Below are 26,457 nucleotides of genomic sequence, written 5' to 3'. Positions count from 1 at the left end.
AAATCACGCTCCCCGCAAGCGCTCCGTGACATCGAGGCCGATGCCGCGGTAGCCGATGAAGCGGCTGCCATTGTCGAACATCGGTTCGCCGCTGACCTGCAGGTACTGCGTGCTGCCGTCGAGGTTGGCGCGGCTGTAGATGAAGTCGAGAAACGGTTCGCGCGCGGCGATCTTGGCGTCGAGCAAGGAGCGCTCGGCGGCGTTCCAGCGCTGCGGCTCTTCCTCGCTGCCGATGCCCAGCATTTCAGCCACGGGGCCGGAAAAGCGCGTCAAATTTCCCTGTGCATCCTGTTCCCAGTACCAGTCGGACGACAGTTCCGTGAAGCGCTGGAAGCGCGCTTCGCTTTCGCGCAACTCCGCCGTGCGGTCTTCCACCATCTGTTCCAGCGACTTGTTGTATTCCGCCAGCTTCTGGTACAGCAAGCGCACTTCCAGCATGTTGTGGATGCGCGTCTTGACTTCCACCAGGTCGAAGGGCTTGCTGACGAAATCCTTGGCGCCCGCCTGCAGGGCGCGCAGCTTGTGGCCGGGCTGGGCCGTGATCACCAGCACGGGCAGGTAGCTGCCCGCTTCGAGGTCGCGCAAGCCTTCCATGACTTCGAAGCCATCCATTTCCGGCATCTGCAAGTCGAGCAGGATCAGGTCGTAGCGGTGCTGCTGATGCAGCGCGCGCACGGCTTGCGGGTCCATGGTGGACGTGATGCGCGTGTAGCCGGCATTGCGCAGCACCTGTTCCAGCAGCATGACGTTCGCCTCCTGGTCATCGACGATGAGGATGCTGGCGTTCAGGATCTCGGTGGCTTGAAGCATGGCGGTATTCCTAAAATTGATTGCTGAATTTAGCGTATTGCGTGAGTGTCGTCGGCCAGGCCGTGCGCGGCTGCATGGTGCAGGGCCACGTCGAGCGCGTCCATGAATTCGACCACCTTGATCGGCTTGGTCAGATAGCGGAAGAAGCCCGCTTGCAAGCCTTTTTCGATGTCGCGCGGCACGGCGTTGGCCGACAGGGCCATGACGGGAATGTGGCTGGTGAGGGGATCATCATGCAGGATGTGCAGCGCGCCGTAGCCGCTGATGCCGGGCAGGTTGATATCCATCAAGATCACGTCCGGCTGATAGGTGCGCGCCAGGTCGATGCCCAGATGCGCATCGATGGCCGTCAGCAGTTTCAAGTCGCTGCGGCGGGCGATCAATTGCTCCACCAGCGCCAGGTTGGCGGGATTGTCTTCCACGTACAGCAAGGTGCGCTGGCTTTCCTGCGGTTCCTGCACCTGCGGCAGCGCATCGCCGTCGCCCAGCACCAGTTCCGGCGCGCTGCTGGCGGCCAGCTCGAACCAGAACGTGGTGCCCACGCCGACGGCGCTGTCGACGCCGATAGTGCCGCCCATCAATTCGACCAGTTGCTTGGTGACAACGAGGCCGATGCCCGTGCCCTCTTCCGTGCTGTTTTCCTGTCCCAGGCGATTGAAGGGCTGGAACAGCTGCGCCACCTGGGCCGCGTCGAGGCCGGCGCCGCTGTCGCGCACACTCACGCGCACGCGCTCGCCATGCCGGCTGCATTCGACGGTGACGGCGCCGCCGCCCTGGTTGTACTTGATCGCGTTCGACAGCAGGTTGATCATCACCTGTTTCACGCGCGTGCGGTCCGCATGCACATAAAAGGCCTTGCCGCAGCGGGGGAAATGCATGCGGATGCCGCGCTTTTCCGCCTGCGGCGCGATCATGGCCTGGCAATCCTGCAGCACGTCGAGCAGCGACATCGCTTCCTGCGACAGGGTGACCTTGCCCGATTCGATCATGGCCAGGTCGAGAATTTCATTAATCAAACGCAACAGGTACCAGCCACCCTTGAGAATCTGCTCGATCGAGCGCTGCTGCGGCGGGCTCGGCGGCGGCACGTCGGACGCCATCAGCTGGGCGAAACCCAGCACGGCATTCAGGGGCGTGCGCAATTCATGGCTCATGCTCGACAGGAATTCGGATTTGGCGCGGTTGGCCTTTTCCGCCACCAGACGCGCCTTCTTCAGCTCGGCATTATTGGTCTCGACCAGCGAGCGCGTATACGCCTGCTGTTCGCGCAGGCGCTGATCCAGCAGGGCCTGTTCCGCCTCGACCTGCTTGCGCACCGTGTTGTCGGTGCCGATCAGCAGATAACCGATGACCTTGCTCTGCGCATCGCGCAAGGCCGTCACGGAGACGATGGCGGGGAAACGGCTGCCGTCCTTGCGGATGTAGGTCAGCTCATAGATGTCTTCGATGCCGCGCGTGGCCTTGAACACGAGCGCTTCCACGCCCGGCGTGATGGGCGTGTCGAGCTCGGCGCTGAGGGCGGCCGCGCGGGTGACGATTTCTTGCGCGTCGGAAATACCGGCCGGCGTCAGCTTGTCGACCACGTCGCTGGCTGCATAGCCGAGCATGCGTTCGGCGCCCACGTTAAAGATCTGGATCACGCCCTGCGCATCGGTGGCGATGCACGAGAAGTTGGCGCTGTTGAAAATTGCATCCTGCAAGGCGCCCGCCTTGAGCAGCTGGCGCGGCAGGCTGGCCGACACCGTGCGCCGGTACAGCGCCACGAGCAGCATCAGCAGCAGGAAGACCAGTGCGTCGATGACGCAGGCCGTCTCGAACGGTGCGCGCCAGGCCAGCAGACCGACGGCCAGCAGGGCGATGGCGCTGAACGAAAACGCCAATGCCATGGGCCAGCGCGAAGCGACGCCGGTGGGGATTTTTTCGACAGATTGCATGTGGTAGCCTGGGCTGTGACGACGGGATAAGGAAAGGTGCGATATTCAGTAAGGGTTCAGTGCGTCTGGCGCTGGCGCACGTCCGACAACAGGCGCGTGAATTCCTTCTTCACGACGCCATAGCATTCGCACACCTGGCCTTCGAGGCCGGCGCGGTCCTGCACCGTGATATGGCCGCGCCGGTAGCTGATGAGGCCGCGCGCTTGCAGGCGCCCCGCCGCTTCCGTCACGCCTTCGCGGCGCACGCCCAGCATGTTGGCGATCAGTTCCTGCGTCATGGTCAGCTCGCGGTTCGGCAGGCGGTCCATGGTCAGCAGCAGCCAGCGGCACAGCTGCTGCTCCACCGTATGGTGGCGGTTGCACACGGCCGTTTGCGACATTTGCGTGATCAGCGCTTGCGTGTAACGCAGCAGCAAGCGCATGACGGGGCCGGCGCGGTCGAACTCTTCCATCAGCAGGTGAGCCTTGAGCCGGTAGCCGACGCCGCCCGTCTGCACGACGGCGCGGCTCGGTGTCGAGTTGCCGCCCATGAACAGCGACACGCCCACGATGCCCTCGTTGCCGACGCCGGCGATCTCGGACGAGCCGCCGTTTTCCAGCAGGTAATGGATGGAAACGATGGCCGTGGTGGGGAAGTACACATACTGCAGCTTGTCGCCCGAGTCGTAGATCACATCGCCCAGCAGCATGGAGACTTGCTCCAGATGGGGAGCCAGGCGCGCGAAATCGGCGTCAAGCATAGCGGCGAGCAAATGGTTTTGATTCGGGTTGTGCAGCTGGGCATGCGGACTCGACATGGGCAGTTTTCCTGGTTTCCAGTCGTCAGCTAGGGAGAGAAGTGAAAGACGTCCGAACGAGGGGCGCCATATGCAGCAGCGTAACACAGCGCCTGCACAATGACCCGACTATATTTCTTGCAGGCATGCTTGTCCGTTCGCCAGCGAACGGACTCCGCGGCGCTTGCCGCCCTACAGTCAGTCACTGCCAAGGCTGCCGGATCATGGATCGGCGCCGGCGCTGCTACCGGACGCCATCATGCAATCATTCTTCAAACGTATCTCCATTTCCGTCTCCACCTCGGCCCTGATCACCCTGACGGTCGGGCTGTGCCTGACGGCCCTGTGCTACGCCTCGGCACGCCAGATCGAGTCGGAAAGCACCAGGCTGCTGCTGCAGTACCACGCCAGCGGCCACACGCTGCGCGCCGCCATGCTGCCGGCCAACGGCATGACGCTCGATGCAAACCATCGCGGCTCCCTGTATGTGCTGCTGGGCGGACTGCTGTCGAGCCTGCTGGCCACGGCCTATGTGTACCAGCTGGTGTCGCGCAATTCCGTGATTGCCCGCATCACGGGCGAACGCACGGCGGCCCTGCAGTTTGCCAATTTGCGCCTGTCCGAGGATATCGCCGCGCGCATGCGCAATGAAAAGTCGCTACGCTTGCGCGAACGCATCATCGAAGTGTCGGCCAATGCCATCATCCTGTGCAGTGCCGACGCGCCCGGCTACGTGATCGAATACGTCAATCCCGCCTTCGAGCGCATCACCGGCTATGCGTCCGACGAAGTCATCGGCCAGCGCCTGGAAGACTTGCAGGGCCCGGAGCAGGGGCGGCAAGACATGCATGAAATTACGGCCGCACTGCGCGAACAGCGCGAAGGCAAGGCCATCGTGCGCAATTTCCGCAAGGACGGCAGCACCTATTGGAGCGAGCTGTTCGTCGCGCCCGTGCGCGACGATGGCGATGGTCCCGTCAGTCACTTTGTCGTGGCGCAATATGACATCAGCACCGTCATGCGCTTCGAGCAGGAACTGGAATTCCAGGCCCGGCACGATATCCTCACGGGGCTGGCCAACCGCGCCCTGCTGCGCGAACGGCTGGAACAGGCGATGGCCGTGACGCGGCGCAGCGGCCTGCCCCTGTGGGTGGTGTTCATCGATCTCGACCGCTTTAAATTCGTCAACGATACCCTGGGCCACGATGCGGGCGACCTGGTGCTGAAAAACGTGGCCGAACGCCTGCGCGACGCCACGCGCGAAGTCGATACGGTGGCACGCCTGGGCGGCGACGAATTCGTGCTGCTGTTGCCACAGCATGGCAATGGCGAACCGGGCGCCGCCATCCTGCAGCGCATCCAGGACGCCGTGGCGCAGCCGCTGCAACTGGGCGAATATGAATTTTTTCTCAGCTGCTGCATGGGCGTGGCCGTGTATCCCGACGATGGCCAGAATGCCGACACCTTGATCAAGCACGCCGATATCGCCATGTATCGCGCCAAGGAACAGGGACGGGGCCACTGGCAATTCTATGCCTCGGGCATGAATGCAGGCACCCTGGAGCAACTGGGACTGGAGAGCGAATTACGCCACGCCCTGGAACGCGGGCAGTTTCACCTCGAATACCAGCCCCAGCTGGATCTGGCCAGCGGCGCGGTGGTGGGCATGGAAGCGCTGCTGCGCTGGCAACATCCGCAACTGGGGCGTATTCCACCTGCCAGCTTCATCGGCCTGGCCGAGGAAATGGGCTTGATCACGCCCATCGGTGACTGGGTCCTGCGCACGGCGTGCGCCCAGACACGCGCCTGGCAGCTGGCAGGCCATGGCCCGCTGCGCCTGGCCGTGAACCTGTCGGCACGACAATTCAAGCAACGGAATCTGCTGCACGCTGTGGCGCAGGCGCTGGCCGAGACAGGTCTCGACGCCGCCCATCTGGAACTGGAATTAACGGAAAGCATGGTCATGCATAACGTGGAGCAAGCCACCGCCATCATGGCCAACCTGAAGGCGTTGGGCGTGCAACTGTCCATCGACGACTTCGGCACCGGCTATTCCAGCCTGGCCTACCTGCGCCACTTCCCCATCGATGTATTAAAGATCGACAAAACCTTCGTCAGCGACATCACGCACAGCGACGACGATGCGGCCATCGTGCGCGCCATTATTTCACTGGCGCACAGTCTGCGCCTGAAAGTGATCGCCGAAGGCGTGGAAACGGACCAGCAGCTGGCCTTCCTGCGCCAGCATGGCTGCGACCAGATGCAGGGCTATCTGTTCAGCCGCCCCCTGACCGCGCCCGCCTTTGAAGAATTATTACGCCAAGGCAGCATGTTGCCTGCCCTGGCGATGGGTTGACCATCCGTTAAAACGCGTGGCGCAAGCCGATGTTGAACGCGCGGTTGCCCGTGCCCACTTCCGTGGCGTTGCCCACCATGTAGGCGGCGCCGTTGCGGTTGCGAATGTGCGCATAGGCAAGATACACCTTGCTGCGCTTGGACAAGGCGTACGTGGCGCCGATGGCCAGCTGCTGCGCATCGCGGTTGGCGCTATCGCGGTCATCCTTGCGCACATACGAGGCCAGCAAGGTCGTCGCACCCAGCGGCACGGAGACGCCGACGATGGTGTCGCGGCTGTCGCTCGACTGGGCCGGCGCCTGCGCCGCGCCGTATGGGTTTTCCGCGAAGAACATGCTGCTGCCGTCGCCCGTGTTGCGGCCATAGCCGGCAAACGCCGTGGCCACGCCGAAGTTGTAGTTACCGGCCAGAATCGTGTTGTTCGCATCGGCCTTGCCCGGCTCGCCGGCACGGCTCTGGCGCGCCAGGCGCAAGGTCAACGGACCGTTGACATAGCCCAGGGCCAGGCCCAGCGAGCGCTGGTCCGCCGCCACACCCGTGTGTTCGCCGGCGCCATACATGACGGTACCCGTCACACCGCGCCATTCCGGCGAGGTGTAGCGCACGGTATTGTCGATGCGCGTGGCCGAATAGCCGGCCAGGTTGGTCGCCGCGCCGGCATAGCCGCCTTCGAACGGGTCGGCCACGTCGGTCAAGGCCTGGCTTTGCAGGTTGTACTGGCGGCCCACGGTCAGCATGCCCAGCGGGCTGTTGAGGCCGACAAACGCCTGGCGGCCGAACAATTGCCCCGCCTGGTCCGAGCGGCCCGTGTCGCCCTGCACGCCCGCTTCCAGGGTGAACACGGCTTGCCAGCCATTGCCCAGCGACTCCGTGCCGCGCAGGCCCAGGCGCGAGCCGGCCGATATGCCACTGGTGAGCTTGCTGATGCCGCCTTCCTGTACCAGGCCCGCGTCCATCAGCCCATACATGGTGACGGAAGACGGATCGACGGACGACTGGGCGTAGGCGGCAGGCAAGGCGCCCAAGGTGGTGGCAAGGCCGGCAACGATGGCGATTTTTTTCATGATGATTTCCTTGTAAAAGCGACACCAGGAAAGCGGCGGCCACGGCAAGGCCACAGGCGGCAAGGCGCCAAGGCGCCAAGCGGGGTGTGCCGTATCAAAAGACGACGCGCCGGACAACAGATCCTGGCTAAGCTGTGGCGGCAGCGGCGTGCAATGACGTGCCGCTTTGATTCCGCCGTGAATGGTGCACCGCTGGCGGTGCGCGTGGCTCAGGCGCCCGGCCCGAAGGGGACGCGCTGAAGGTGGCTGGCATCGCAGATGCGCTGGCCGGGAGACGCGGACGAGTGCTGGATATGAAACGTTATACAACCGCGTCTGCTGGCGCCGTCCGCAAGGATGGGGCAGGAGGCGCCGAGGCCGGCATTATAGCATCGGCGCCCCTGTCGCCCCCGTTTTATTGCGCCCTCTGTTGTTAGTTCGCGGCCCGCCAGGCCGCCAAAACACTGAAAAATGCCGCTTGCCAGGCTGCAGGCGTTGCCGCGTCATCTATAATGGTTCCTTTTGCCAATCACACGCCAAATCATGGAATTAGCCAAGTCTTTCGAGCCCGCCGACATTGAACAATTCTGGCGCACCGAGTGGGAACAGCGCGGTTACTTTACCGCCACCCTCGATGCCGGAAAACCTTCCTTCAGCATCCAGTTGCCGCCGCCGAACGTCACCGGCACCCTGCACATGGGCCATGCGTTCAACCAGACCATCATGGATGGCCTGACCCGCTACCACCGCATGCTGGGCCACAACACGGCCTGGATTCCCGGCACCGACCACGCGGGCATTGCCACGCAAATCGTCGTGCAACGCCAGCTGGACGCGCAAAAGATTTCGCGCCATGACCTGGGCCGCGAGAAATTCGTGGAAAAAGTGTGGGAATGGAAAGAAAAATCGGGTTCCATCATCACCGGGCAGATGCGCCGCCTGGGCGCCTCGGCCGACTGGCAGCGCGAATACTTCACGATGGATGAGCCGCGCTCGAAAGTCGTCACCGACGTCTTCGTGCGCCTGTTCGAGCAAGGCCTGATCTACCGCGGCAAGCGCCTCGTCAACTGGGACCCCGTGCTGGGCACGGCCGTGTCCGACCTGGAAGTGGTGTCGGAAGAAGAAGACGGTTCCATGTGGTACATCAAATACCCGCTGGCCGACGGCAGCGGTTTCCTGACGGTGGCCACCACGCGTCCTGAAACCATGCTGGGCGACGTGGCCGTGGCCGTCGATCCGACGGACGAGCGCTACACGGCGCTGGTGGGCAAGATGCTCAAACTGCCGCTGACGAACCGCGAAATCCCCATCATTGCCGACGAATACGTCGACAAGGAATTCGGCACCGGCTGCGTGAAGATCACCCCCGCGCACGACATGAACGATTACGCCGTCGGCCAGCGCCACAAACTGGCGCAGATCGTCATCCTGACCCTGGACGCGAAGATCACCGACGACGCGCCGGAAGCGTATCGCGGCATGGACCGTTTCGCCGCGCGCAAGCAGATCGTCGCCGACCTCGACGCGCAAGGCTTGCTGGAACAGGTCAAGCCGCACAAGCTGATGGTACCGCGCGGCGACCGCACGGGCGTCGTCATCGAGCCGATGCTGACGGACCAGTGGTTCGTCGCCATGAGCAAACCGGCGCCGGAAGGCACCTTCTTCCCAGGCAAGTCGATCGCCGAGACGGCGCTGGACAAGGTCGCCAATGGCGAAATCAAGTTCGTGCCGGAAAACTGGAGCACCACCTACAACCAGTGGCTCAACAACATCCAGGATTGGTGCATCTCGCGCCAGCTGTGGTGGGGCCATCAAATTCCGGCCTGGTACGACGACAAGGGCAATATCTTCGTTGCCAAGACAGAAGCGGAAGCCATCGCCAAGGCGCAGGCCGCCGGCAGCACGGGTCCCTTGAAACGCGACGACGACGTGCTCGACACGTGGTTCTCGTCGGCCTTGGTGCCGTTCTCGACGATGGGTTGGCCTGAAGAAACGCCGGACATGAAGGCCTTCCTGCCGTCGTCCGTGCTGGTCACAGGTTTCGACATCATCTTCTTCTGGGTCGCGCGCATGGTCATGATGACGGCGCACTTCACGGGCAAGGTACCGTTTGAAACCGTCTACGTGCACGGCCTGGTGCGCGATTCGACGGGGCAGAAGATGTCCAAGTCGAAGGGCAACACGCTGGACCCGATCGACCTGATCGACGGCATCGACCTGGAAGGCTTGATCGTCAAGCGCACCACGGGCCTGATGAACCCGCGCGACGCGGAAAAGATCACCAAGGCGACGCGCAAGGAATTCCCGGAAGGCATTTCGGCCTACGGCACGGACGCCGTGCGCTTCACCATGGCCAGCTACGCGTCGCTGGGCCGCAACATCAATTTCGACCTGGGCCGCTGCGAAGGCTACCGCAACTTCTGCAACAAGATGTGGAACGCCACGCGTTTCGTCATGATGAACACGGAAGGCAAGGATTGCACGCCGAACGACGCCGACCTGTCGCAAGCGGACAAGTGGATCATCTCGCTGCTGCAAAAAGCGGAACTGGACGTGGCCAAGGGCTTTGAAGACTTCCGTTTCGACAATATCGCCGCATCGATCTACAAATTCGTGTGGGACGAGTATTGCGACTGGTACCTGGAAGTAGCCAAGGTGCAAGTACAGCAAGGCACGGAAGGCCAGCAGCGCGCCACCCGCCATACCCTGCTGCGCGTGCTGGAAGTGGTGCTGCGCCTGGCTCATCCGATCATCCCCTTCGTCACGGAAGCGCTGTGGCAGAGCGTTGCGCCATTGGCCGGCAAGCTGCCGAAGCCAGAAGGCGAGCCCAAGGGCGTGTCGATCATGATGCAGCCGTATCCGATCGCCAACACCGACAAGATCGACGAGTCGGCCGAAGCGTGGATGCAGCAGCTGAAAGCCTTGACGGACGCGACGCGCAACCTGCGCGGCGAAATGCAGATCTCGCCATCCGTGCGCGTGCCGCTGATCGTCGAAGCGGGCAATGCCAGCGAGAAAGAAGCGCTGGCGTCGTACGCACCGTACATCCAATCGCTGGGCAAGCTGGCCGACGTGCAGATCGTCGATGCGTTGCCGGACTCGCCTGCGGCCGTCGCCATCGTCGGCACCACCAAGCTGATGCTGAAAGTGGAAATCGACGTGGCCGCCGAACGCGAGCGCCTGGGCAAGGAAATCGCCCGCATCGAAGCGGAAATTGCCAAGGTCAACAGCAAGTTGGGCAATGAAAGTTTCGTCGCGCGCGCCCCTGCCGCCATCGTTGCGCAAGAAAACGAGCGTTTGCTCAGTTTTTCGGCGACAATTGAAAAACTGCGCGAACAGTTTGCTAAACTAGCCAGCGCATAAGGCAAGTTTGGAAGGATTGCGCGGCGTCATCCGTGACGCCGCGCAGGATGGCTGGTCTTGCCTTGGTATATACACTGTTCGTGACCCGATCAAAAAAACCATTGGAGACTAGCAATGCATAAAAATTTCAAAGCAAGCGTCACAGCAAGCATCATGATGGCCGCCCTGGCCATCGCCGGCAGCGCCGCCGCGCGCGACGGCAACTACACCCCCGTCGGCACGTGGAAAACCATCGACGACGCCAGCGGCAAGCCGAAATCCCTCGTTGTCATCACGGAAAACAACGGCGTCTTGCAAGGCAAGATCGAAAAGCTGTTCCGTGGCCCGAATGAAGAGCAAAATCCCAAGTGCGACAAGTGCACGGGCGCCAACAAGGACCAGCCCATCATCGGCCTGGTGATCCTGTCCGGCCTGAAATATGACGGCAAGGAATGGACGGGCGGCGAAATCACGGACCCGGCCACCGGCAAGGTCTACAAGAGCAAGGCCGAGCTGATTGAAGGCGGCACCAAGCTGCAAGTGCGCGGCTATGTCGGCGTGCCGATGTTTGGCCGCTCGCAGACCTGGGTGCGCGAAGAATAAACGGCGCACGCCCTGCCCGACCGAAGCCGGCCATGCGCCGGCTTTTTTACGTCACGCGCCCGACAAACCTGTTGTTTTCCAGGCCGAATCATTCCCTTTTGAACATATCTGCAAGCGCCAGCAGCCTATGCGCGCCACCGAACATACTTGAAGTTTCCTAAATGAAATAGTGCATGCCTGTGACGCCATCGCCCGTAGCGAAAGGCGGCATGGCTCTGCCGGATGACCTCATCCGCGGATGCCCGGCAATGATTGCCATGCACAAAGGAACTATATGAATCTCTTCAAGCGATATCTGAACCCGCTGCTCGTCTCGGCAGGTTTGCTGGCCATGGCCGCCCTTGCCGGTTGCGGCGGCGGCGACCAGGGACGCGATCCCATCCTCGGCTTGCCGGGCGCCACCTTGTCCAGCCTGGCCGTCACACCAGCCACGGCCACGGTCACCATCGGTGCGGGCCAGCAATTCACGGCCATCGCCACGTATAGCGACGGCTCGTCGCAAGACGTCAGCGCCAAGGCGGCCTGGGCGTCGGCCACACCGGCCAGCGCGACAGTCAATGCCGCCACAGGCTTGAGCACCGGCATCGCTGCCGGCAACAGCAGCATCAGCGCCGCGTTTGGCGGCAAGAGCGCAACGGCCCAGTTGACCGTCACGCCAGCGACCTTGCTGACTATCGCCGTCACGCCGCAAAGCCCCATCGTGCCCGTCGCCGCGACGCGCCAGCTGGCCGTCATTGCCACCTACTCGGACAACAGCACGGCTGACGTCACGGCCAGCAGCAGCTTCCTTGCCGTCACGCCCGCTTTCGCCACCGTCGCCAGCGGCGGCCTCGTCACCGGCGTTGCCTTTGGCACCAGCGTCATGAACGCCAGCTTCAACGGCAAGACGGCCAGCACCACCATCACCGTGCCTTCCGCCAGCATCGTCAGCATCGCCGTCACGCCGGCCACCGCCAGCATCGCTGTGGGCGCCACGCAGCAATTCATTGCCACCGCCACTTATTCCGACAGCTCGAACGCCATTGTCACCAACAGCGCCGCCTGGACCTCGGGCACCGTTGCCAATGCCACGGTACTGAACACGGGCATCGCCACCGGTGTTGCCACCGGCACCAGCAGCATCACCGCCACGGCCGGCGGCCAGTCGGGCAGCGCGCTGCTGACCGTCACCGCTGTCGCCATCCCGCCCGTCCTGAATCCGATCTTCCTGGGCCGCGCGGCACCGTTCGGCGTGCTGGCAGGCACCTCGATCACGAACAATTCGGGCGGCACCACGCTGATCACGGGCGACGTCGGCTCACCATCGCAAACGGTCGATCCGACCCAGGCGGCTGGCTTTACCAACTACAAGTCGGGCGCCATCCTGGCCGGCGCCATGACGGATTTGCAAGCGGCGATCACGGATGGCAACAGCCGCACGTGCGACGTCAGCTTTGCCGGCGGCATCGACCTCGGCGGCCAAACCTTCGGTCCCGGCGTGTATTGCTATGCGGGCGCCATCAGCATCACGGGCACCCTGACCCTGAACGGTCCCGGCGTGTACATCTTCCGCACGGCGCTGACCCTGAACTCGACCGTCAACTCGGTGGTTGCCCTGAACAATGGCGCCACGGCCGACAACGTCAGCTGGCTGCCCGTCGGCCCCACCACCCTGGCCGCCAACAGCGTCTTCAAGGGCAATATCCTGGGCCAGTCGGCCGCCATCACGGTGGGCGACAACGCAACCTTGCTCAATGGCCGCGTGCTGACGGCTGCCGCCGTTACCCTGCGCAACAATCAGATCACCAAATAATCGGGACATGACCATGACTATCGCACACACACTGGGCGCCCTGAGCGTAATGGCCGGCGCCTTGCTGGCGGCCCAATCGGCGCAGGCGCAGGACAATACCTTCATCAACCCGGACTGGGCCAACAGCGCCTGGTACATCGGCGCAGGCGTGGGCCAGTCGCGCGCCACCATCGACGAGCCGCGCCTGCGCGCCAGCCTGGCCGCCAACGGCGAAACCGTCACCGGTTTCAGCAAGGACCAGCGCGACACCGGCTATAAACTGTTTGTCGGCCGCCAACTGAACCAGTATGTCGCCGTCGAAGCCGGTTACTTTGACCTGGGCAAGTTCGATTTCAAGTCGACCACCAGCGGCAACGGCGTGCTGAACGGGCAAGCGGGCTTTCGCGGCGTGAACCTGGACTTGCTGGGCCAGCTGCCGCTGTCGCAGCGCCTGTCCCTGCTGGGCCGTGTCGGCATGCATTACACCAAGACGAACACGGAATTCAGCGGCAACCGCCTGCTGGGCTCGACGAACACGCATGCCAGCGAACGCAAGCTCAACGCCAAGCTGGGCCTGGGCCTCGAATACAAGTTCAGCGAAGCGCTGGCCCTGCGTGGCGAAGTCGAGCGTTATCGCCTGAACGACGCCGTCGGCAACCGCGGCGATGCGGACCTGTATTCCGTCAGCCTCGTGTATAAACTGGGCCGTCCGGCCAGCGCCACGCCCGCCTACCAGCCGGCGCCCGAAGTCGCCCCCGTCGTCGCCATGCCGGCACCGGTGATCGAGGCCAAGCCGGCGCCAGCCCCCGTGTCGGAAAAAGTGTCGTTTGCTTCCGAAGCGCTGTTTGATTTCGATCAATCGACGCTCAAGCCGCAAGGCAAGGCGGCACTGGACCAGCTGCTCGGTCAACTGACGGGCATGGACCTGGAAGTCATCGTCACAGTCGGCCATACGGATGCCGTCGGTCCGGATGCCTACAACCAGAAGCTCTCCTTGCGCCGCGCCGAAGCCGTCAAGGCTTATCTGGTGGCGCAGGGTGTCGAGACGAGCCGCGTCTACACGGAAGGCAAGGGAGAAACCCAGCCCGTGGCCGACAACACGAGTGCCGCCGGCCGCGCCAAGAACCGCCGCGTGACGGTGGAAGTCGTGGGCACGCGCAAAGTCATGCGTTAAGTTTGACGCGCACAAAAAAACCGGCGCAAGCCGGTTTTTTTACATCTGCGGCGCTGCCGGCTTGCGGTGATGCTTGCTCAGATGCCGATCCAGGCTGTTGGCAAACTGTTGCCGGTCAGACTGGCTGAAGGCGGCCGGGCCGCCCGTGTCGACGCCGCCGCTGCGCAATTCCTCCATGAAGGCGCGCATCGTCAGTTGCTGGGCGATATTATCTTTCGTATAAAACTCGCCGCGCGGGTTCAGCGCGAAACCGCCCTTGGCCAGCACGTCGGCCGCCAGCGGGATGTCGCCCGTGATGACGAGGTCGCCGGGATTGAGCAGCCGCACGATTTCCTGGTCGGCCACGTCGGCGCCGGACGGCACTTGCACGGTGCGGATGAAACGCGAGGGCGGCACGCGCAAGCCCTGGTTGGCCACCAGGGTGAGCGGCAACTCCAGGCGGTCGGCGACTCTGTACAAAATTTCCTTGATGACCACGGGACAGGCATCGGCGTCGATCCAGATCTGCATGCCCACGCTCGCTTGCTCACCAGCTTCCGCCATCACAGTTCCCACGCTTCGCCGCCCGGGCCCATGCGCGGCGCGCTGACGCCGAAGTGCAGGTAGGCGGCCGGCGTGGCGACCCGGCCACGGGGCGTGCGCTGCAGGAAACCTTGCTGTATCAGGTACGGTTCCAGCACGTCTTCGATGGTATCGGCCGCTTCGCCGATGGCGGCGGCCAGATTGCCGATGCCGACGGGGCCGCCGCCGAACTTGAACAGCACGGCTTCGAGCAATTTACGGTCCATCACGTCGAAACCGGCGGAATCGACGTCGAGCATGGCCAGCGCTCGGTCGGCCACCACCTTGGTGATGTCACCATTGCTTTTGACTTCGGCGAAATCGCGCACGCGGCGCAGCAGGCGGTTGGCGATGCGGGGCGTGCCACGGGCGCGCTGGGCAATCTCATGCGCGCCTTCCGGGTCGATCGGGGCTTTCAGCAAGGCGGCGCTGCGCGTGACGATCTTCGTCAATTCGCCCGTGTTGTAGAACTCGAGGCGCGCCACGATGCCGAAGCGGTCGCGCAGCGGATTGGTCAGCATGCCGGCGCGCGTGGTGGCGCCGACTAATGTAAACGGTTGCAGATCGAGCTTGACGGAACGGGCGGCCGGGCCTTCGCCGATCATGATATCGATTTGATAATCCTCAAGCGCCGGATATAAAATCTCTTCCACGACGGGCGACAGGCGGTGGATTTCATCGATGAACAGGACGTCGTTCGCTTCCAGGTTCGTCAGGATCGCCGCCAGGTCGCCCGGGCGCTCGAGCACGGGGCCGGAGGTCTGGCGCAAATTGACGCCCATTTCGCGCGCGATGATGTGCGCCAGGGTCGTCTTGCCCAGGCCCGGCGGGCCGAACAGCAAGGTATGATCGAGCGCTTCCTTGCGCTGGCGCGCGGCCGTGATGAAGATTTCCAGCTGATCGCGGATCTTTTCCTGTCCCACGTACTCGTCGAGCTGCTTCGGGCGCAAGGCCCGTTCAATCGCCTCTTCGTTGTGCGAGATGGGCGCCGCGTCGATGATGCGCTGTTCCGTGAAGCTGTCGGTCTGGATGCTCATGCGTTATCAGCCTTTCGACAGCGCTTTCAGCGCCAGTTTGATGCCGTCCGACACGCCGCTGCCAGCCGGCACGTTTTTCACGGCGGCCAGCGCTTCCTTGTCGGAATAGCCGAGCGCGACCAGCGCGTTCAAGATGTCCGATTGGGCATCGGGCGCCGCGTGCGCACCCAGCGGACCGAGATCCGCACCGATCTTGCCCTTCAATTCCAGCAGCAGCCGTTCGGCCGTCTTCTTGCCGATGCCAGGCACTTTCACGAGGCGGCCGGAATCCTGCAGGGTGATCGCCTGCGCCAGGTCGGCGATCGTCATGCCGGACAGGATGGACAGCGCCATGCGCGCGCCCACGCCCGTGATCTTGATCAACTGGCGGAACACGGCCCGCTCGGCCGCATTGCCGAAGCCAAACAGCAGGTGCGCATCTTCGCGGATGGCCTGGTGCGTAAACAGCACGACTTTTTCGCCCACGTGGGGCAAGTTGTAAAACGTGCTCATCGGCACGTCGACTTCATAGCCGACGCCCTGGCAATCGACCAGCAATTGTGGCGGATTTTTTTCAAGCAAAATACCGGAGAGACGGCCTATCATCGCGTGTTCCTAATGTTGTGTATCGTAGTTTTTATTAATTATGAGGGCCATGCCGCAGTTAACCTACTAAACGGCCGCGCTTCATGCGCAAGCCCTGCAGCTGGGGCGCCAGCGCGCCGATCATGGCCAGCGCATCGATGCTGTTGGCATGGCAAATGGCCACGCCCAGCGCATCGGCCGCATCCGTGCCGGGCAAGCCAGGCAAGGACAACAGCCGGGACACCATCTCCTGCACCTGCTCCTTGGCCGCCTTGCCGTGGCCCGTGACGGCCTGTTTCACTTGCAGGGCCGTGTATTCGGCCACCGACAGGTCGGCATGGACCAGCGCACAAATGGCCGCGCCCCGTGCCTGGCCCAGCAGCAAAGTCGATTGGGGGTTGACGTTGACAAACACTTTTTCGATGGCCGCGCAATCGGGCTGGTAGGTGCCGACGATTTCGCTCACGCCCCGCAGGATGACCTTCAGGCGCGGCGGCAATTCCCCTTCGGAACCCGTCTTGACGGTGCCCGACGCGATATAGCGCAGCTTGTTGCCGTGTTTTTCAATGACCCCAAAGCCGGTCGTGCGCAGGCCAGGATCGATGCCAAGAATAATCATCGCCAGATTCTATAATGAATACGGCAGGCACCGGTGAATAACCGGTGCCTGCCGCTGAGTACCTTATCGAGAGTTGTAGGTCGGATTAGCGGTACGCGTAATCCGACATGCGTCGCCAACTGCGCTTGTCGGATTACGCGCGGCCTTCGGCCCCGCTAATCCGACCTACTCTCTTCACTATCAATGACGGAAGTGACGCGTTCCCGTATAGAGCATCACGACGCCGCGCTCGTCCGCCGCATCGATCACTTCCTGGTCGCGCATGGAGCCGCCCGGGTGGATCACGCAGGTCGCGCCTGCGTCGACGACAACGTCGAGGCCATCGCGGAACGGGAAGAAGGCGTCCGACGCCACCACGGAACCGGTCAGCGACAAGCCCGCGTTTTGCGCCTTGATGGAAGCGATGCGGGCCGAGTCGATACGGCTCATCTGGCCTGCGCCCACGCCCAGGGTCATGTTATTGCCGCAGAAAACGATGGCGTTCGACTTGACGAATTTCGCCACTTTCCAGGCGAACATCAGGTCGGCCAGTTGCTGCGGCGTCGGCTGCAGCTTGCTCACCACGCGCAAGTCGCCGATGCCGACGTTTTTCGCGTCCGGCGATTGCACCAGCAAGCCGCCACCGACGCGCTTGAAGTCCATGGCGTGCACGCCGCTGCCCAGCGGGATTTCCAGCATGCGCACGTTTTGCTTGCTCGACAGAATCTGTTTCGCTTCGGCGGAGAACGATGGAGCGATCAGCACTTCCACGAACAGCTTGGCGATTTCGCCGGCGGTGGCGCCGTCCAGTTCGGTATTAAACGCGATGATGCCGCCGAATGCGGAGGTCGGGTCCGTCTGCAGGGCGTGCGCGTACGCTTCCGCTGCGTTCTTGCCCAGGGCCACGCCGCACGGGTTCGCATGCTTGACGATGACGCAGGCGGCGCTTTGCTCGAAGCCGCCCATGCTCTTCACGCATTCCCAGGCCGCATCGGCATCGGCGATGTTGTTGTACGACAATTCCTTGCCTTGCAACTGGCGGTAGTTGGCCAGCGCGCCATCGGTGGCGACGAGGTCGCGGTAGAAGGCGGCGCTCTGGTGCGGGTTCTCGCCGTAGCGCATGTCTTGCACTTTTTCAAAGGCAACGTTCAGGATTTGCGGATAGGCGCCGCGCTCGGCGTGCACCTTCGTCGGGCCCAGGCTGGTCAGGTAGTTGGTGATGGCGCCGTCGTATTGCGCCGTGTGCGCAAAGACTTTTTTCGCCAGCATGAATTTGGTGTCATAGCTGACGTCGCCGGCTTGGCCGTCGGCCGAGCGCATTTCCGCCAGCACCGCGTCGTAGTCGGTCGGGTCGCAGATGACGACCACATCCTTGTGGTTCTTGGCCGCCGAACGCAGCATGGTCGGGCCGCCGATATCGATGTTTTCGATCGCGTCTTCCAGCGTGCAATCGGCCTTGGCGACCGTGCCCTGGAACGGGTACAGGTTGACCACCACCATGTCGATGGTCGGCATGTCGTGCTCGACCAGTTTCGACATGTGCTCAGGGAAATCGCGGCGCGCCAGGATACCGCCGTGCACTTTCGGGTGCAGGGTCTTCACACGACCATCGAGCATCTCCGGGAAACCCGTGTAATCGGCAACTTCCGTGACAGGAACACCGTTGTCTGCCAGCAATTTGGCGGTGCCGCCGGTGGACAGGAGGTTGACGCCGAGGGCGGACAGGGCACGGGCGAAGTCGAGAACGCCGGTCTTGTCGGAAACGGAGAGGAGAGCTTGTTTGATCATGGCTGTGGCTAGGTGGTTAAGTGTTCTTGGCGAATGGCGCAGCAGTCAGCTATCAGGCCGGGCCCGCTGCGGCGGATTCAAATCTTGGCGTCACTTGCATGCCGGCATTACAGCAAACCGTGCTCCTGCAATTTCTTGCGCAGGGTATTGCGGTTGATGCCCAGCATCTGCGCGGCGTGCGACTGGTTGCCATCGGCGCGTGTCATCACGACTTCCAGGATGGGCTTTTCCACGGTCAGCACGACCATGTCGTAGATATTCGATGCTTGCTGTTCGCCCAGGTCATTGAAGTAATCTTCTAGACTTTTCTGTACGACTTCCTGAATGCTTTCTTTGCTCATTTTTATGCTTCAACCGGCTGAACACCTGGCCATCCGGCGCCGCGCCGCTCATGCGGTCCGCGTGCTGCCCTCCTGCCTCGGTGTTGTAATTAATATTGCATGACGCTCTGTATAGGCGTTCGCCCTGGTACTTCTTATCACTCGTACTTATCGCTATTGCTACCAACTTATGCAACTGCCTTGCTATCTGCTCATGCTGCCGTGGCCGCAGGTTTGATCACATCGATCAGCCCACTTTCACTGGATTCGGCGAGGCGGTATTGTAACCGTTCGCCAAATTTCCATTGCGACTCAAAAAATTGATCGACAGCCAGCAACTGCGCATCCGTCGACTCCAGCAAGTTCATTTCCTGGCGGAACGCTTCGCCGCCTTCCAGATCCTTGACGTACCAGCCGATGTGCTTGCGCGCCGTCCGCACGCCGAGAAATTCGCCATAAAACGCATAATGGGCGCGCAAATGCTCATCCATCAGGGTACGCACTTCATCCACGTACGGCGCCGGCAACAAGGTGCCGGTGCGCAGGAAATGGTCGATCTCGCGGCAAATCCACGGCCGGCCCTGCGCCGCGCGGCCGATCATGACGGCATCGGCGCCCGTTTGATCGAGCACAAAACGGGCCTTTTCCGGAGTGGTAATGTCGCCGTTGGCCACCACGGGAATGCCCACCGATGCTTTCACGGCAGCAATCGTTTCATATTCGGCATCGCCCTTGTAGCCATCGGCGCGCGTGCGGCCGTGCAGGGTCAGCATCTGGATGCCCGCTTGCTCGGCGATGCGGGCGATGGTGAGAGCATTCTTGTTGGAACGGTTCCAGCCCGTGCGAAATTTCAGGGTGACGGGCACGTCGACGGCGTTGACGACGGCGTGCAAAATCTTTTCGACCAGGCTTTCGTTTTGCAGCAGGGCCGAACCGCACCAGCTGTTGCACACCTTTTTGACGGGGCAGCCCATGTTGATGTCGATGATCTGCGCACCCCGGTCCACGTTGAACCTGGCGCAGTCGGCCAGATCTTGCGGATCGGCGCCGGCGATCTGCACGGCTTTCGGCTCCATTTCGCCGTCGTGATCCGTGCGGCGCGCGCTTTTTTCCGTTGCCCACAGGCGCGGATTCGACGCCGCCATCTCCGACACGGCGTAGCCGGCACCCAGTTGCTTGCACAACTGGCGGAAAGGCCGATCCGTCACGCCCGCCATGGGAGCGACGAAAACATTGTTGCGCAGAATGTGAGGGCCGATTTGCACTGAAGAACCTGGAATGGACGGAGGAACCTGCTATTTTAACCGATTCCCTGCCTATTTAATAAGCACTATTTTTTTGGATCAGTGCGTCAGAGTGAGGATGGCGCCGCTTAGGGCACTCTTACCCCAGCTCGTCCATCGCGGGCGCGCTCAGGTGCTCGACATTTCCCCAGTGCACCAAATGCAGCTTGCCGTCCGCATACGAGAAGCGGTTGACACTGGCATTTTTGACCTGGAAGTCGCGCGGACTGTCGAGCGTCATGCCGACCGCCTCGCGGTAAGCGCACTCGAGCACGCCGCCGTGCGCCACGATGGCGATCGTCTGGCCGTCATAGCGTTCGGCCCAGCGGGCGATGGCGCCATTCGCGCGTGCGTAAAACTGGCGGAAGCTCTCCGCGTCGCGCTCGCCCGATGGCATCACGGCGTCGATCTGGCGCGATTGCCATTGCGCATACTCGTGCGGATAGCGCGCGGCGATGTCCGCATACAGCAAGCCTTCGAAGGCGCCATAGCAGCGCTCGCGCAGCAAGGGATCCGTCTGCACGGGCAAATATTTCAATTGAGCAACGGCTTGCGCCGTCTGCTGCGCGCGCTGCAGATCGCTGGCGATGATGGCGGCCAGCGGCTCGTCCGCCAGCGCCTGCCCCAGCGCGGCCGCTTGCGCCAGGCCCGCCTCGTTGAGGGCGATGTCGATATGGCCCTGCAGGCGGCGGCCCGCATTCCAGGCCGTCTCGCCATGGCGTATCAGTAAAATCGTGGTGCTCATGCGTTATTTCTTCAGGGTAAGTGCCAACTCGGGATTGAGCGAGTAGGCGACGACGAGCTGGGCTTCGTCGAGGATGTGGCCATAGAGAGCGGCATGGGCTTGCTGCCCCGTAAAACGCTCGAGCAGCTCCAGGCGCGGCACGTCGAGCGCATACAGGCGGAAAATATAGTGGTGGATGCGCTCGTCATTCCACGGCGGGCACGGGCCATCATAGCCATAATAATCGCCGGCCATGGCGGCATCGCCGGCAAACCAGCCCGTGTAGTCGTTGATGCCCTGGCGCAGTCCAGTACCTGCAGCCTTGCCGCGCGGCGTGATGCCGCTGGAAAATTCGCCGGCGGCAATAGAACGCATGGCGGGCGGCAAGTCGAGCAAACTCCAGTGATAAAAGTCGCCGCGCAGCGCCGTCAGCGGCAGGGACTGGTCGTCGCGGTTGGCCAGGCGGGCGTCTTGCGGCGCATCGGAATCGATGCAGAACAGGGCCAGCGACTCGGTGCCGTTGGGCACCTCGTCCCAGGCCAGATGGGGATTGCGGTTGCCGGCGAGGCGCACGCGGCTGGCCGGATCGATCTCGGCAAAGGCATAGTCGGCCGGCATCAGGCCGCCATCACGAAACGTCTCGCTCCACAATTTCATCGCTTGCTCCTCTTTATATTTTTTAGTTATTGCTTTGCGTTTACTTGTAGCCAGAACGTGACGGGGCCGTCATTGGTGAGCGACACCTGCATGTCGGCGCCGAACTGCCCCGTTTGCACGGTCGCATGGCGGCCGCGCGCCTGGTCCACGAAATGCGTGAACAGGCGCAAGCCATCCTGCGGCGCGGCCGCCGGCGTAAACGACGGGCGCGTGCCGGACTTGGTATCGGCCGCCAGGGTGAACTGCGGTACCAGCAGCAAGCCGCCGGCCACGTCCGTCACGCTGCGGTTCATCTTGCCCGCTTCGTCGGCAAACACGCGATAGCCGAGCAGTTTGGTCAGCAGGGCGTCCGCTTCCTTCTCCGTATCGCCCCGCTCCGCGCACACGAGCACCATCAGGCCGGCGTCGATGGCGCCGACGGTGGCGCCGCCGACGTCGACTTTCGCCTGCGTGACTCTCTGCAGCAGCGCGATCATGCCGTCAAGGTGACGCGCGCGAAACTGCGCTTGCCAACTTGCAACACGAATTCGCCGGCCGCCACTTGCAGGCCCTTGTCGCTGATGACGGTGCCGTCGATACGCACACCGCCCTGGTCGATCTTGCGCATGGCTTCCGATGTCGACGGGCACAGGCCCGCCTGTTTCAGCAATTGCGGGATGCCCAGCGGGGCGCCGGCCAGGGTTACTGCCGGGATATCGTCAGGAATGCCGCCCTTCGAGCGGTTGACGAAGTCGGCCAGCGCATCTTCGGCCGCCTGCTGCGAGTGGAAACGGGCGACGATTTCTTGCGCCAGCGCAACCTTGGCGTCGCGCGGATTGCGCCCTTCCTCGACTTCGCGCTTCAGCTGGGCCAGTTCGGCGATCGAGCGCCACGACAGCAGCTCGTAGTAGCGCCACATCATGACGTCGGAAATACTCATCAGCTTGGCGAACATGGTGTTGCCCGGTTCCGTGATGCCGATGTAGTTATTCTTCGACTTGGACATTTTTTCCACGCCATCCAAACCTTCCAGCAGCGGCATGGTCAAAATACACTGCTGCTCCTGTCCGTACTGCTTTTGCAGTTCGCGGCCCACCAGCAGGTTGAACTTCTGGTCCGTGCCGCCCAGTTCCAGGTCCGATTTCAGGGCCACCGAGTCGTAGCCTTGCATCAGCGGGTACAGGAATTCATGCACGGAAATCGGAATGCCGCCCTGGAAGCGCTTGGTGAAGTCGTCGCGCTCGATCATGCGCGCCACCGTGTAGTGGGAAGCGAGCTGGATGATGCCGCGCGCGCCCAGCGGATCGCACCACTCGGAGTTATAGCGGATTTCCGTCTTGCTGGCATCCAACACTAAAGATGCTTGCGCGAAATACGTCATCGCGTTAATCTCGATCTGTTCCTTGGTCAGCGGCGGGCGCGTGACGTTGCGGCCCGAAGGGTCGCCGATCATGGAAGTAAAATCGCCGATGAGGAAAATGACTTGATGGCCGAGGTTTTGCAGCTGGCGCATCTTGTTCAGCACGACAGTGTGGCCCAGATGCAAGTCGGGTGCGGTCGGGTCCAGGCCCAGTTTGATGCGCAGTGGAACACCGGTTTTCTCGGAGCGCGCTAATTTTTGCGCAAATTCGCTTTCGATCAAGAGTTCGTCGACGCCACGCTTGGTAATCGCGAGGGCTTCTTGTACTCTGTCCGACAGTGGAAGCGCGGTCTGAGCGGCGTTAGCCTTTGTAGGCGATGCGGTGGTGTTGATTTCCATAAAATTTGACTATAAATCTCAAAATGGTGGTAGGTTTGCGGAGTTTGCTATAATGCTCGATCCCATCAATCTTGCCGTATGAAAACGAACCAAAATAACAATAACAAAGAGCACTAGTTCACGAATCGTTCAAGGGCAAATTTTAACTGATTGCATGAACCCTATACATAAAATCACAGGCTCACGCTTGTACACACAGCTGACGACGACACGCAAGGCGCGCATTATTGGCGCATCCGCGGTGCTGCTCGCCGTGGCCGCCTTCGGCGCGGTCGCTGTGTCGCCCATGGCGCCCGACGCATCCGACTTGCCGGTCACGTCCATCGCCCAGAACCTGGAAATGCCTGATCTCGCCTCGCAAATTTCCGCGATGGAACAGGTAGACCAGAATTTCACCCACGAAGAAAAAGTCCGCGCTGGCGATACCCTCGCCACCCTGCTGACCCGTCTCGGCGTGGATGATCCGGCGGCGGCCAATTTCATCAAAACCGACAAGATCGCGCGCGGCGTGATGTTGCTGAAATCGGGCAAGCGCGTGCAAGCGCAAACGACCGAAAACGGCGACCTCAACTGGATGCGCGCCACCCTCGTCGACGGCACCGACAAATCGGTCAAGAACATCCTGATCACCCGCAAGGGCGACAAGTTCGTGGCCACGGAAGTGGCAGCTCAGCTGGAACGCCGCGTTGAAATGCACGCGCGCAAGATTACTTCCACCCTGTTTGCCGCCACCGACTCCAGCCTGGACGGCACCCGCCTGCCAGACTCGATTTCCGCACAAATCGTGGAAATGTTCTCGACCAATATCGACTTCCGTTCCGACCTGAAACGCGGCGACTCGTTTAATGTGGTCTACGAAACGTTCTGGCAAGATGGCGAATTTGTCCGAGCGGGCCGCATCCTGGCCGGTGAATTCACCAACCGCGGCACGACTTACCAGTCCGTTTGGTTTGAAGACCCAGCCAGCAAGCAAGGCGGCGGTTACTACAGTTTCGACGGCAAGTCCCTCAAAAAAGCCTTCCTGAAATCCCCCCTCGAATTCTCCCGCATCTCGTCCGGCTTCTCCATGCGCGTGCACCCGATTTCCGGCAACTGGAAAGCACACAAGGGCATCGATTTCGCCGCAGCAACGGGCACGCCTATCCGCGCTTCGGGCGACGGCGTGGTCGATTCCGTCGGCAGCCAGAACGGCTACGGTAATGTTGTTGTTCTGAAACATTGGGCCAACTATAGCACCGCCTACGCCCACATGAGCCGCTTCGCTTCGGGCCTGAAAAAAGGTCAAAAAGTCAGCCAGGGCGATGTGATCGGCTACGTGGGCACCACCGGCTGGTCCACGGGCGCCCATTTGCACTATGAATTCCGCGTCGGCGGCGTGGCACAAGATCCAAGCAAGCTGAACGTACAAGCCCAAGCGCCATTGACGGCTGCCGAGCTGAGCCGTTTCCGCATGGTCTCCGCCGACATGATGCACCGCTTCACCCTGCTGCGTCCGAACGACACGGCACTGGCGTCGCGTTAAACGACATTGCAACACTGCCTTCGGGCAACATATAAAGGCACCGCCCATGCAGATGGCCGGTGCCTTTGTTTTTTCCCGCGTGCGCACGGCACAAATGCGGCACAATGCACCCCATCACTTATGCATTCAAGGACAACCCCCATGCTGTATATCGGTTTGATGTCTGGCACCAGCCTCGATGGCGTCGATGGCGCGCTGGTCGACTTTTCCGACGATGGCGGCACGCGCAGCCTGGGCGACGCCTACATTGCCTTTCCGGCCACCCTGCGCGCCGACCTGATGGCCTTGCAAAGTGCCGGCCAGAATGAAATCGAACGCGAAGCACTGGCAGCCAATCAGCTCGTGCGCCATTACGCCGACTGCGTCGCCCTGCTGTTGAGCGAGGCGGGCATCGGTGCGGACGCCATCGCCGCCATCGGCGCGCATGGCCAGACCATCCGCCACCGCCCCGAGCTGGGCTTTACGCGCCAGTTGAACAACCCGGCCCTGCTGGCGGAACTGACGGGCATCGACGTCATCGCCGACTTGCGCAGCCGCGACGTGGCGGCCGGCGGCCAGGGCGCGCCGCTGGTGCCCGCTTTTCACCAGGCCATTTTCAACTTGCCCGGCCACACGCGCGTGCTGGCCAATATCGGCGGCATCAGCAATATCAGCGTGCTGCACGCGGACGGCGCGGTAACGGGCTACGACACGGGGCCCGGCAATGCGCTGATGGATGGCTGGGCCTTGCGGCATCTGGGCCAGCCCTACGACGCCAACGGCGCCTGGGCCGCCACTGGCCAAGTCATCCCCGCCCTGCTGGCGGATTTGCTCGACGATCCCTATTTTGACTTGCCGGCGCCGAAAAGCACGGGCCGCGACCTGTTCCACGCCGACTGGCTGCAAGGCAAGCTGGCGAATCACCGTGGCGCCCAAGCCGCCGACGTGCAGGCGACCTTGACGCAGCTGACGGCCGTCAGCCTGGCGCAGGCCATCGCGCGCGACGGAGCGCACGCGGAAACCGCGTATGTGTGCGGCGGCGGCGCGCAGAATGCCAGCCTGATGGCGGCGCTGGCCCGGGAATTGCCGGGCATGGCGGTGGAGTCGACGGAAGCGCTGGGGGTGGCGCCAAGCCAGGTCGAGGCACTGGCGTTTGCCTGGCTGGCCTGGCGCTTTACACAGCGCAAGCCGGGCAATTTGCCGGCCGTGACGGGTGCTCAGGGCTTGCGGGTGCTGGGCGCGCTCTATCCGCGCTAAGCGGACGCAGAAACACAAATAGCGGATCGATGATCCGCTATTTTTATATTGCGCCTGTAAACCGGCGCGCCTAAAAAACGTTCAGGGCAAGGCGCATTGCCAAAGACAGTACGAATAGTACGGCGAGGCAATGCAACGCCGCCATGGACGTTTTCTCAGGTGTGCTTGCTTATACCGAGAATGACGAACCGCAACCGCAGGTCGACGTCGCGGTCGGGTTTTTAATCACGAACTGCGCGCCTTCCAGGTCATCCTTGTAGTCGATTTCCGCGCCGACCAGGTACTGGTAGCTCATGGAGTCGATCAACAGCTGAACGCCGTTCTTGACCATGGTGGTGTCATCTTCGTTGACGATTTCGTCGAAGGTGAAACCGTACTGGAAGCCGGAACAGCCGCCGCCCTGCACGAAGACGCGCAATTTCAGGTCGGGATTGCCTTCTTCCTCGATCAGCTGCGCGACTTTTTCGGCGGCGCTATCGGTAAAGATGATAGGCGAAGGGATCACATCTTGCATTTCAGCGACTGCATTCATTTCAGACTCCTCAGAAAACATAGCCTCATTATAGACTGTTGGCACAACTCGCGCTGCGGCGGCCGCAGAGGCGGCTAGCCGGTGTTGTT

General features: G+C 62.3%; 23 protein-coding genes. 7 read left to right on the top strand and 16 right to left on the bottom strand.

Annotated features, from left to right (window positions below; translation table 11 throughout):
* Positions 1-3: 3 nt before the first annotated feature.
* The 3 genes from CSQ95_RS12790 to CSQ95_RS12780 are packed head-to-tail and all read right to left on the bottom strand — an operon-like array spanning position 4 to position 3,541.
* Positions 4-810 (bottom strand): response regulator, encoded by an 807-nt coding sequence (locus CSQ95_RS12790; protein ID WP_099409784.1) that lies wholly within the window; start codon positions 808-810, stop codon positions 4-6.
* 29 nt (positions 811-839) lie between these two features.
* The gene (locus tag CSQ95_RS12785; protein ID WP_257218041.1) at positions 840-2,744 is read right to left on the bottom strand and encodes an ATP-binding protein; all 1,905 of its coding nucleotides are present in this window, start codon (positions 2,742-2,744) and stop codon (positions 840-842) included.
* A gap of 56 nt (positions 2,745-2,800) precedes the next feature.
* Positions 2,801-3,541: a Crp/Fnr family transcriptional regulator gene (locus CSQ95_RS12780; protein WP_099409783.1), complete on the bottom strand. Its 741-nt coding sequence runs from the start codon at positions 3,539-3,541 to the stop codon at positions 2,801-2,803.
* A 238-nt stretch (positions 3,542-3,779) separates the two neighbouring features.
* Between CSQ95_RS12780 and CSQ95_RS12775 the strand changes: the two genes are divergently transcribed.
* The gene (locus CSQ95_RS12775) at positions 3,780-5,876 is read left to right on the top strand and encodes a bifunctional diguanylate cyclase/phosphodiesterase (protein ID WP_099409782.1); all 2,097 of its coding nucleotides are present in this window, start codon (positions 3,780-3,782) and stop codon (positions 5,874-5,876) included.
* A gap of 7 nt (positions 5,877-5,883) precedes the next feature.
* Here the strand turns inward: CSQ95_RS12775 and CSQ95_RS12770 are convergent, their stop codons facing one another.
* Positions 5,884-6,939 carry a porin gene (locus tag CSQ95_RS12770; RefSeq protein WP_099409781.1) on the bottom strand — a complete coding sequence of 352 codons (1,056 nt, stop codon included), beginning with the start codon at positions 6,937-6,939 and terminating at the stop codon, positions 5,884-5,886.
* Between the two features lie 522 nt (positions 6,940-7,461).
* On the opposite strand from CSQ95_RS12770, the gene CSQ95_RS12765 reads away from it, so the two are divergent.
* The 4 genes from CSQ95_RS12765 to CSQ95_RS12750 all read left to right on the top strand — a co-directional run bounded on the left by CSQ95_RS12765 (position 7,462) and on the right by CSQ95_RS12750 (position 13,808).
* The gene (locus CSQ95_RS12765; protein ID WP_099409780.1) at positions 7,462-10,281 is read left to right on the top strand and encodes a valine--tRNA ligase; all 2,820 of its coding nucleotides are present in this window, start codon (positions 7,462-7,464) and stop codon (positions 10,279-10,281) included.
* Positions 10,282-10,395: 114 nt separating this feature from the next.
* Positions 10,396-10,863, top strand: coding sequence for a DUF2147 domain-containing protein (locus CSQ95_RS12760; protein WP_077399566.1), 468 nt, complete (start codon positions 10,396-10,398; stop codon positions 10,861-10,863).
* Positions 10,864-11,137: 274 nt separating this feature from the next.
* Positions 11,138-12,655 (top strand): ice-binding family protein, encoded by a 1,518-nt coding sequence (locus CSQ95_RS12755; protein WP_099409779.1) that lies wholly within the window; start codon positions 11,138-11,140, stop codon positions 12,653-12,655.
* A 13-nt stretch (positions 12,656-12,668) separates the two neighbouring features.
* Positions 12,669-13,808, top strand: coding sequence for an OmpA family protein (locus CSQ95_RS12750; protein ID WP_099409860.1), 1,140 nt, complete (start codon positions 12,669-12,671; stop codon positions 13,806-13,808).
* A gap of 39 nt (positions 13,809-13,847) precedes the next feature.
* On the opposite strand, the gene CSQ95_RS12745 is transcribed toward CSQ95_RS12750, so the two are convergent.
* The 11 genes from CSQ95_RS12745 to tyrS form a co-directional block, all read right to left on the bottom strand.
* Entirely contained in the window at positions 13,848-14,318 is a 471-nt protein-coding gene (locus CSQ95_RS12745) for a YaiI/YqxD family protein (protein WP_099409778.1), read from the bottom strand.
* A gap of 32 nt (positions 14,319-14,350) precedes the next feature.
* Entirely contained in the window at positions 14,351-15,406 is a 1,056-nt protein-coding gene (gene ruvB, locus CSQ95_RS12740) for a Holliday junction branch migration DNA helicase RuvB (RefSeq protein WP_070312419.1), read from the bottom strand.
* A gap of 6 nt (positions 15,407-15,412) precedes the next feature.
* Positions 15,413-15,991, bottom strand: coding sequence for a Holliday junction branch migration protein RuvA (gene ruvA, locus CSQ95_RS12735; protein WP_034784779.1), 579 nt, complete (start codon positions 15,989-15,991; stop codon positions 15,413-15,415).
* Positions 15,992-16,049: 58 nt separating this feature from the next.
* On the bottom strand, positions 16,050-16,589 hold the full coding sequence (gene ruvC, locus CSQ95_RS12730; RefSeq protein ID WP_034749205.1) for a crossover junction endodeoxyribonuclease RuvC: 540 nt from the start codon (positions 16,587-16,589) through the stop codon (positions 16,050-16,052).
* Between the two features lie 180 nt (positions 16,590-16,769).
* Positions 16,770-18,356, bottom strand: coding sequence for a bifunctional phosphoribosylaminoimidazolecarboxamide formyltransferase/IMP cyclohydrolase (gene purH, locus CSQ95_RS12725; protein ID WP_099409777.1), 1,587 nt, complete (start codon positions 18,354-18,356; stop codon positions 16,770-16,772).
* Between the two features lie 107 nt (positions 18,357-18,463).
* On the bottom strand, positions 18,464-18,697 hold the full coding sequence (locus tag CSQ95_RS12720) for a helix-turn-helix domain-containing protein (RefSeq protein WP_008445162.1): 234 nt from the start codon (positions 18,695-18,697) through the stop codon (positions 18,464-18,466).
* 191 nt (positions 18,698-18,888) lie between these two features.
* Positions 18,889-19,941 (bottom strand): tRNA dihydrouridine synthase DusB, encoded by a 1,053-nt coding sequence (dusB, locus tag CSQ95_RS12715; protein WP_099409776.1) that lies wholly within the window; start codon positions 19,939-19,941, stop codon positions 18,889-18,891.
* A 118-nt stretch (positions 19,942-20,059) separates the two neighbouring features.
* Positions 20,060-20,704: a histidine phosphatase family protein gene (locus CSQ95_RS12710; protein ID WP_099409775.1), complete on the bottom strand. Its 645-nt coding sequence runs from the start codon at positions 20,702-20,704 to the stop codon at positions 20,060-20,062.
* Between the two features lie 3 nt (positions 20,705-20,707).
* Entirely contained in the window at positions 20,708-21,340 is a 633-nt protein-coding gene (locus CSQ95_RS12705) for a YbhB/YbcL family Raf kinase inhibitor-like protein (protein WP_099409774.1), read from the bottom strand.
* Between the two features lie 26 nt (positions 21,341-21,366).
* Positions 21,367-21,816, bottom strand: a complete 450-nt coding sequence (gene dtd, locus CSQ95_RS12700; RefSeq protein ID WP_099409773.1) for a D-aminoacyl-tRNA deacylase — start codon at positions 21,814-21,816, stop codon at positions 21,367-21,369.
* Positions 21,813-23,078 (bottom strand): tyrosine--tRNA ligase, encoded by a 1,266-nt coding sequence (gene tyrS / locus CSQ95_RS12695; protein ID WP_070290002.1) that lies wholly within the window; start codon positions 23,076-23,078, stop codon positions 21,813-21,815. Before tyrS ends, dtd begins: the two co-directional genes overlap by 4 nt.
* A gap of 154 nt (positions 23,079-23,232) precedes the next feature.
* Here tyrS and CSQ95_RS12690 point away from each other — a divergent pair, with 154 nt between their 5' ends.
* Complete coding sequence (locus CSQ95_RS12690) at positions 23,233-24,600, top strand: M23 family metallopeptidase (RefSeq protein ID WP_070289999.1); 1,368 nt, start codon at positions 23,233-23,235, stop codon at positions 24,598-24,600.
* Positions 24,601-24,741: 141 nt separating this feature from the next.
* A complete protein-coding gene (locus tag CSQ95_RS12685) occupies positions 24,742-25,836 on the top strand; it encodes an anhydro-N-acetylmuramic acid kinase (protein ID WP_099409772.1) in 1,095 nt (364 codons plus the stop codon).
* Between the two features lie 169 nt (positions 25,837-26,005).
* Here CSQ95_RS12685 and erpA read toward each other — a convergent pair whose 3' ends face one another.
* A complete protein-coding gene (gene erpA, locus CSQ95_RS12680) occupies positions 26,006-26,368 on the bottom strand; it encodes an iron-sulfur cluster insertion protein ErpA (RefSeq protein WP_029496047.1) in 363 nt (120 codons plus the stop codon).
* Positions 26,369-26,457 lie beyond the last annotated feature (89 nt).

The sequence above is a fragment of the Janthinobacterium sp. BJB304 genome, from assembly GCF_002735765.1.
Classification (GTDB): domain Bacteria; phylum Pseudomonadota; class Gammaproteobacteria; order Burkholderiales; family Burkholderiaceae_D; genus Janthinobacterium.
The sequence above is the reverse complement of the archived record's forward strand: the minus strand, read 5'-3'. Positions and strand labels throughout refer to the sequence as shown.